This is a genomic window from Paenibacillus sp. 01L418 (assembly GCF_056400045.1).
Map to the genome: position 1 here is coordinate 1 of NZ_JBFTSN010000360.1, position 6,633 is coordinate 6,633.

General features: G+C 47.1%; 5 protein-coding genes. All 5 read right to left on the reverse strand.

Annotated elements, in window-relative coordinates:
* Window positions 1–235: 235 nt before the first annotated feature.
* Complete coding sequence (glmS, locus tag AC1DSE_RS27575) at window positions 236–2,068, reverse strand: glutamine--fructose-6-phosphate transaminase (isomerizing) (protein ID WP_441885562.1); 1,833 nt, start codon at window positions 2,066–2,068, stop codon at window positions 236–238.
* Window positions 2,069–2,621: 553 nt separating this feature from the next.
* A complete protein-coding gene (gene glmM, locus AC1DSE_RS27580) occupies window positions 2,622–3,962 on the reverse strand; it encodes a phosphoglucosamine mutase (protein WP_076271680.1) in 1,341 nt (446 codons plus the stop codon).
* 62 nt (window positions 3,963–4,024) lie between these two features.
* Window positions 4,025–5,428, reverse strand: coding sequence for a CdaR family protein (locus AC1DSE_RS27585; RefSeq protein ID WP_477509968.1), 1,404 nt, complete (start codon window positions 5,426–5,428; stop codon window positions 4,025–4,027).
* Entirely contained in the window at window positions 5,421–6,263 is an 843-nt protein-coding gene (gene cdaA, locus AC1DSE_RS27590; protein WP_076271682.1) for a diadenylate cyclase CdaA, read from the reverse strand. The genes AC1DSE_RS27585 and cdaA overlap by 8 nt, the downstream gene beginning before the upstream one ends.
* A 142-nt stretch (window positions 6,264–6,405) precedes the next feature.
* Window positions 6,406–6,633, reverse strand: a 228-nt coding sequence (locus AC1DSE_RS27595; RefSeq protein ID WP_477528520.1) for a polymer-forming cytoskeletal protein, incomplete at its 5' end; no start/stop codon positions are given.

Here is a 6,633-nt window from a genome sequence, read left to right on the forward strand (position 1 = left end):
ACCATAGCCTTCTATAAAGACATCTACCCATTAGCAAAGACATATTTCCTTGTCTAAAGCTTTATTTTCACCGTCTAACACTAATTTTCTTACTACACACTAGTCGCGAATAACTTCATTGTATACATCACTTTTAATATAAAAAAGCCTGCATTTCGAAGAATGCAGGCTTTTTGGGGAGGAGTGTGACATTTTTATATTAAAATTTCACACATTCCACTCCAACCCTAACTCCCTACTCCACCGTAACACTCTTAGCCAAATTCCGTGGTTTATCCACGTCATGCTCAAGAGCTAACGAAGCATAATAAGAAATCAGTTGTAGCGGGATAACCGATAGCGCTGGTGACAAAATCGGAAGTGTCTTTGGAATCGCGAACAGCTCGTCGACAGATTTCGCAACTTCTTCCTCTGCCCCTTGGTTCGCTATGCCTATAACGTGAGCGCCGCGCGCTTTTACTTCTTTAATGTTGCTAAGTGTTTTCTCGTACAGCTCTTCTTGTGTAACAAGAGCAATAACCGGAATCCCTTCCTCTATGAGAGCCAAGGTACCGTGCTTGAGCTCACCAGCTGCATAAGCCTCGGAGTGAATATACGAGATCTCCTTCAGCTTCAGCGAGCCTTCTTGCGCTACGGCATAGTCAACGCCGCGGCCGATGAAGAACAAGTGTTTGTGATGCGAGAACGACTCTGCAACTTGTTTAAGCACATACGCTTGCTCAAGGATGCGCTCAACCTGAGTTGGAAGCTGATGCATAGCCTCAAGAACTTCTGCGATGTAAGAAGCTTCTTTGGTCTCAAGCGTACCTGCCATGTGTAGACCAAGCAGATAAAAAGCAATCAATTGCGAGCTGTATGCTTTTGTCGAAGCAACCGCAATTTCAAGACCTGCCCATGTAATAAGCACATGATCCGCTTCGCGGGCAACCGAGCTGCCTACTACGTTCGTGATCGCAAGCACGCGAGCGCCATTGCGCTGTGCTTCACGTAGAGCTGCAAGTGTATCAGCCGTTTCACCAGATTGACTTACAACGATAACCAGCGTATCCGGAGTAATGATCGGAGAGCGGTAACGGTACTCGGATGCCACATCTGTCTCAACCGGAATGCGAGCAAGCGACTCAATGACCGTTTTGCCGACAAGACCTGCGTGATATGCCGTTCCACATGCTACGATGTGTACTTTGCGGATCGATTTAATATATTCAGCTGTCATACCCAGCTCTTTTAAGTCGACAGATTTACCGTCTTCTGAAATGCGGCTCATCATAGTATCACGGTAAGCTTTTGGCTGTTCGTGAATTTCTTTCAGCATGAAGTGATCAAATCCAGCTTTCTCTGCCGTTACTAGATCCCAATCGACATGAAATATTTCCTTGGAAATACTTTCGCCTTCAGTCGTCATTACTTCGACAGCATCGCGTGTCAGGATTGCCATTTCGCCGTCGTTCAAAATATAAACGTTGCGCGTATGCTCCAAAATAGCCGGAATATCCGAGCCAATGAAGTTTTCGCCTTCACCTACACCGATAACAAGCGGGCTTGCATAACGAACCGCAACCAGGCGATCCGGTTCAAACTCAGTCAAAACACCAAGCGCGAACGCTCCACGCATACGTTTAACCGCACGCTGTACAGCTTCCACGATGTTGCCGTTATATTCATCAGCAATCAAATGGGAAATGACTTCCGTATCTGTCTCCGATACAAAAACATGCCCTTTTGTCACTAATTCTTCCTTAAGATTCAAGTAGTTCTCAATAATTCCGTTATGAACAACCGAAAATTTAGCCGTGTTGTCCGTATGCGGATGCGAGTTCACATCAGATGGTTTACCATGAGTAGCCCAGCGTGTATGACCAATGCCAATAGAACCTTCGAGCGGTACTTCACGCAGCAAGCCTTCAAGATTCGCGAGACGTCCTTTGGACTTTGTAATTTCGAGCCCGTTTTTCGTGAAGACAGCGATACCAGCGGAATCATAACCCCGGTACTCCAGCTTCTTCAATCCTTCGAGCAAAATGTCCTGCGAGTCGCGTTTACCAATATATCCTACAATTCCACACATAATTTAATAGGCCTCCGATAGGTTATTTTCCCGTCCTTATCGGATGCCGCCAATGCGTGGCACAGGCACTATGAAGTTGTCACAAAATAATCCGAATGATTGCGGAAAATGTAACCCCTCTGCCCATGCCCACCCTGCTGGTGGCATCTTGGACATACGGGAGTAATATTATAATCGAAGCCTGCCGCACGATTGTATGACCGGTCGCCCGGCCGTTTTACGTAACGGCTTTCGGTTGGCTTGTAATACCGGAAGGTCCCCGCCGAATGTTTCGAACACCTTCACCTCGTCAGCTTCCCGTATGAATACCCGCTTCAAGCTGATCTATCTTAGCTCTACCACCGATCATTCATCACGCAAGCTCTGGCGCTTATGTTGCTTAAATAACCTCTATCCTCGCTTTCCTTCTTGAATCACACTACCTATCATATTCATTTTCCAGCCGCTGTGCAACCTTTCACGGAAAATATACTCGTCCATTTTCCAAAATAATGCTAAAAAAGCCCGCCGGCTACAAGAACCGACAGGCCTTCGACACCATTATTCTCTATGATTAACCTAGTTCACTTTTAACGACATTTGCAATTTGATCAACGTAAGCCTCGACCTGTTCCTTCTCTGGTCCTTCCGCCATAACGCGAATCAAAGATTCCGTACCCGATGGACGAACAAGCACGCGGCCGTTGTCGCCAAGTTCCAGCTCTACACGTTTAACCGCTTCTTCTATCGCTGCATTGCCTTGGTACAAGCTCTTGTCCGCTACGCGTACGTTAACAAGCTTTTGCGGGTATTTCCGCATAAGGCCTTTAAGTTCGCTTAGCTTCTTGCCGGAGGCTGCAATTGTATCAACGAGCTGAAGCGCAGTAAGAATACCGTCGCCAGTCGTAATATGGTCAAGGAAAATAACATGGCCGGATTGCTCACCGCCTAGATTGAAGCCGCCGCGACGCATTTCTTCCATGACGTAACGATCGCCAACTGCCGTTTGCGCTGTCTTCAAGCCAATACGCTCTGCTCCCTTGAAAAAGCCGATATTGGCCATAACCGTCGTTACAATGGTATCCTCTTTCAGCTTGCCTTCACGCTTCATCGCATCGCCAATAATACAAAGAATAAAGTCGCCGTCTACTTCTTCGCCATTTTCGTCAATTGCTATCAAACGGTCAGCGTCCCCGTCAAAAGAAAGCCCAAGGTCTGCGCCATGCGCCAGTACCTGCTCACGCAAATATTCTGGATGCGTCGAACCAACGCCTGCATTAATATTCAAACCATCCGGCTCAGCGCCTACTGTTATAATGTCCGCTCCAAGCTCGCGGAAAACCGAAGGAGCCAGCTCATAAGCGGAACCATTCGCGCAGTCCAGCACGATTTTCAAACCTTTGAATTCGCCTTTAATCGTTGTTTTCAAATAATCCAAATAACGCTGCTTAGCGCCTTTATCGCTTGATACCGCTCCGATATCTCCGCCCTCAGGCCGCGGTAATTCATCTGTAAGAGCATCAATTAATTGTTCGATTTCGAGTTCGGTATCATCCGACAATTTAAAGCCGTCGCCAGCAAAAAATTTAATGCCGTTATCCTCTACAGGATTGTGTGATGCGGAAATCATAACGCCAGCGTCAGCGTTAAGCTCACGCGTAATATAGGCAACTGCCGGTGTGGATACGACGCCAAGACGCACAACGCTTGCACCAATCGACAATAGACCCGCAATCAGTGCAGATTCCAGCATTGGGCCAGAAATCCGTGTATCAAGGCCAATAACCACCTTCGGCTTTTGCGCCTTGTGTGTTAGAACATAGCCGCCGCAGCGACCGATTTTGTATGCTAGCTCAGGTGTAAGCTCACGATTGGCTACGCCGCGAACACCGTCTGTACCGAAATATTTCCCCATGTTTAAAAAGCTCCTTTGTAATATATTGCTTTCGTTGTTATATACTTATTCCGCTCTGATGATTATGGATTCGTAGTTGAACCGCCTGCTGCGTTTCCGCCACCATTGCCAGTCTCCTCACTGGTCTCTGGAGGCGGTGTCGTAGCAGGGGGAGGAGACTCCTCTGTCGGAGTGCCTCCGACCTCCTCGGAGTTGTCTCCGCCTGATCCTGATCCTGGTACGGAGTTGTCCGTTATTTCTATCGTTACCGTTAAAGTTTGCCCATCAGCCAGTACGGTCTGAATATACGCAGGCACATCGACCTGAAGCGTGACGACATGCGTGCCTACACCTAGACCTTCTACATTGGCAATAATGCTAATATCCGATGCCTTAAGCGTAGACAACACCGGATCTGCTCCGCTGACGGTTAAATCAAACTTACCGTTTGCCGGCGTCCGTATAACCGCTGACAGCCCGTTTGCGATACCTTCTATAGCTACATCTAGTCCTGTAAGTGTTCTATTCTTAACGGGAGCTACAACGACATTGAGCTCCACCTCTGCTGGATCAGTTGCCTTTATTCCATCAATCAATTCCGTCTTCACACGAATGGTTCCTGTTTGCTTCACCTTCGAGAGATCAAGCACGACCCCATCGTAAACCTGCAGCTCGTCTAACTGCTTCTGCTCGCCGTATACGGTCACCTTGTCAATTGCCGGCTTCACCGATACTAAGCTCAGTCCCTCAGGCAGAGTGCCCGTATAGCGCACCTGTAGAGGCAGTACCTTAAGCGGAGGCGTTACCTTGACCTCGACATGCAGCGTTTCTGGTGAAACAATCGCATTTGTCATTTCAATACCGTCTACATCGTATACGATTACTTTTGCTTTTTTGTTAACAACCGTTTTATCTGCACCCTCAATATTGATCTCCGTCGTAACAGCACCGATTCTGCTCATATCATCCTTAGGCAGCGTAACCTGTACACCTGTTGTCGGTGCTACAATCGTCGATGCTCCAACAATATAACCATCTGCCGGCTTGCCTTCCACAATGACTTGCGGCTCAAAAGGCTTTGTTACAATTTCTTCGATCTGAACCGTAACGGTGCGCGGCGACATCTCCACAAGCGTAATCCCTTTAGGCAGTTTTACCGTCAAAGGCAACTCCTGTATGCCGGGTTTAACGCCTTTCAAGTCAACTTGAACCTTATAATCATCTTTCGAAGAAGCATTGAACAAAACAGTTAACCTGCCCTGCACATCAAGCCGCACGACGGTAGGTTCCATCGCCGTAAGCACGTACTTATCTGTATCTAGGCCATCTGCCGTAATAACCGATGCTTCGATCGTTTTGGTATCAATATTTGATGTCGCCGTCTGCGGTGAGGTGTCCGGATCAATATGTACAATAGCCCAGAGCAGCAATCCGACTATGACGGATATTACTTTGAGAGAGGTGGGGTGACTTAGCCATTTATCCATCACTGCCTCCTTTCCGCTTCCAAAGAGACGATATGGTTACACGTTCCTTCGTACGACCTGTCGTCTTCGGAGTCAGCTCATCAAAGAGCTTCGAAATCAGCGATTCCTCGTTAATATCTCGTACGATCATGCCTCCTAGAGACAATGACACTTGCCCCGTTTCTTCCGAGACGGTTACGGACACTGCATCCGTTACTTCACTTACTCCAATAGCGGCACGATGGCGAGTTCCAAGCTCCTTGCTTATAAAAGGATTTTCCGATAGAGGCAAGTAGCAGCCCGCCGCCATAATCTGATTAGCGCGTATAATGACAGCTCCATCATGCAGCGGTGTATTCGGTGTAAAGATGTTAATCAGCAGCTCCGATGTAATTTTTGATTCCATACGGATGCCCGATTCAATCAATTCACTGAGGCCTGTGCTCCGCTCAAATACGATTAACGCCCCGATTTTTCGTTCTGCCATAAAACGGACAGCCTTAATTACGCCGTCAATTTGTTCATTGACGACATCCCGATCAAGCGAAAATGACCGCGCAAACAGCTTTCCACGACCAAGCTGCTCAAGCACGCGTCTCAGCTCAGGCTGAAAAATAATCAGCACGCTCACAATTCCGAAGGTGAACATCTGGTTCATTAACCATTTCAACGTATACAAATTGAACCATGTACTCAGCCCCCATACAGCGACGAGTACGACGATCCCTTTTAAAAGTTGAACTGCCCTTGTTCCGCGCACAAGCAAAATCATTTTATAAATAATATAACTAACTATACCAACGTCTATAATATCCTTTAAATAGTCATGCCATGTTAAATCTGAGAAATAACTCATATGCCAACCCCCAACAGCCGATCCCCTTATTATTGTCTAATTATCGGTTTTCAACTTTATTATTTTCTATATATGGGATTGGAAATCCTTTTTTTCAAAAAAAATTAAAAAACGCCCCCCTGCAACAGGGAGGCAGCTTGCTTTAGCGAGCGTTACCGCCAAAAGTTTGCGTTACTTTGTACCAGAACCAATCGAGCGCTTGATCAATCGTTCTGCTCTGACCCGCGATATGGCCGGTTGAAGCCAGGTTCAAGGTTCCGTCAATGACGGTTACGTTGCCGTCCACCTCGCCCTTAACATCGGCTATTCCATTTTCTACGGTCAAATTACCCGTTAAATGAGCACCCTCTGGCACAATAACTGTATTTCC

What these genes read in the sequence shown, in the direction of transcription:
- glmS (WP_441885562.1), bottom strand. Translation starts at nt 2,068, where the DNA reads ATGTGTGGAATTGTAGGATATATTGGTAAACGCGACTCGCAGGACATT.
- glmM (WP_076271680.1), bottom strand. Translation starts at nt 3,962, where the DNA reads ATGGGGAAATATTTCGGTACAGACGGTGTTCGCGGCGTAGCCAATCGT.
- AC1DSE_RS27585 (WP_477509968.1), bottom strand. Translation starts at nt 5,428, where the DNA reads ATGGATAAATGGCTAAGTCACCCCACCTCTCTCAAAGTAATATCCGTC.
- cdaA (WP_076271682.1), bottom strand. Translation starts at nt 6,263, where the DNA reads ATGAGTTATTTCTCAGATTTAACATGGCATGACTATTTAAAGGATATT.